Below are 1,780 nucleotides of genomic sequence, written 5' to 3'. Positions count from 1 at the left end.
CGCAAAATTTGTTTTCCCGTAGATTTCGCTAGACTGACGTGTGAATTAGACGGAATTTGATTCAGCTTCACGGGATCTGTTTCCTTTTTCTGCCCAAAAGGCGCCCCTGAGCTTTTTCTGCGGCCGAAGGTATCCTCTTGGTCCTTAAGGGAAGAGCGGTCCCATATCTCAAGGAACATTTTGATTTTCCGGAAAGCCATATAGGTGCCGCCCGTCATCCAGTCAGGCTCACCGGACTGAACCCACACGATCGAGTTCATCAAGCTGTCATCCTCCGTGCTCTGGTTGCCTGTTCCATCTTTAAACCCGAAGAGATTGCGCGGTGTTTCGCCATTTTTTCCTCCGCTTAAAAAGCCTTTGTTCACAAAGCGGACCTCACAAGTGCCGACCGCTTGATTTAGCAGGTTACGCAGCGCGTGAAACGCCACTTGCTCGTCGTCTGCACATACTTGAATGCAGATGTCCCCTCCTCCCTGCTTTTCATCCAGGTTGTCATTGGGCATCGCTGGAAGAGCGGCTAGGTGCTTCGGCTTTTTGCTTTTCAGCCCGAAGCGGTCCTTTCCGTCTTTTTCAAAAAAGCCAGGCCCGAATCCGAATGTGACCGTTAAGTTGGAAGGGGATAAATCAGCAGACTCACCTGTATCCTGCGGCGGCAGATACTGATTTCTCTGCTCCGCTGACATTTTCTTGCCAGATGTCAGCATCTGTGTGAGACTTGTCCAGTTTCTAAATAACGTAATGATGTCGCTTTTGTCTTTTGCTGTTACATCCAGTGCAGCAAAATAGACATACGTCTGATGGGCAGTTGTGATTCCGGCCTGATGCTTTCCGTAAAACGGAACAATCTGCTCCTCCTCTTTTTCATCCTTTTTCGATGGCTTAGCCGCGGTCTGCACAAGCGGAGCGAGTCCGCCGAGTCCGCTGGCACCGATCGCAACGGCTGCCCCCGCCATTGCCCCCCATTTTAAAATGTCCCGTCTGTGAATTTGTTCTGACTTTTTTTGTTCATCGCTCATGCTGTTACAAAACTCCTTTTATAGCACATTCGCAATCTTCGACATGGTTTCAGAAAGAGTCGTCAGCTTTGTGCTCAGCTCTCTGATTTGCTTTTCACTTAATTTATCATAAGACGTATAGGACTGATCATTTGTTTTGTATTTTGCCATTAAAACTTCAAATTCGCTGAACTCCGTATCCAGTTTTTCCGTCAAGTCGGTGTGATCTTTTACAAGCGCGCTTTTCACTGTTTGATAAACGGCTTCGGAGCCTTCCACATTTGCCATAAGGTCAACTAAATCAATTCGTGAGTAGCGCTCTTCTTCTCCCGTGATTTTCGAAATTCCGGCTTCGTTCAGAAGCTCCATCGCGCCTGCAACAATTTGTTCAGGTGTTAATTTCAGTGATTGAACTGAACCGTCAAGCTCTTTTACATCCTTGAGAAGCTGGTCAGCTGTTGCCTTTTCCCCGGAAATATCTTGATCCTTCCAAATGGCCTTCTCAAGCTTATGGAAGCCTGTCCATTTGTCTCCTTCTTCAACATCGTTTTCTCGTGCATCAATTTTCGGGTCAAGATCTCCAAGGCTTTCAGCGATCGGTTCGATACGCTCGTAATAAACACGCGCTTTCGCATATAACGTTTTAGATTTTTCGATATCACCGGATTTCACAGCACTCGTAAATGCTTCAGTCGCTTTGACAAGCTGGCCACTCTGCTTTTTGACATAGCCTTTATACTCATCTGCTGCTTTTGCCAGCTGATCGCGAGCCTTTTTGCCGCTCT

At 47.1% G+C, this 1,780-nt stretch carries 1 protein-coding gene and 1 pseudogene; both read right to left on the bottom strand.

The window, feature by feature from the left end:
- Positions 1-1,016, bottom strand: a 1,016-nt coding sequence (gene efeB / locus ACWHAR_RS20505) for an iron uptake transporter deferrochelatase/peroxidase subunit (protein ID WP_452087663.1), incomplete at its 3' end; no start/stop codon positions are given.
- 18 nt (positions 1,017-1,034) lie between these two features.
- A pseudogene (efeM, locus tag ACWHAR_RS20500) lies at positions 1,035-1,780 on the bottom strand (iron uptake system lipoprotein EfeM); the annotation flags it as partial.

The organism is Bacillus sp. LR--39 (genome assembly GCF_053613335.1).
Note: the sequence above shows the minus strand (reverse complement) of the source record. Positions and strands in the feature narration are given on the sequence as shown.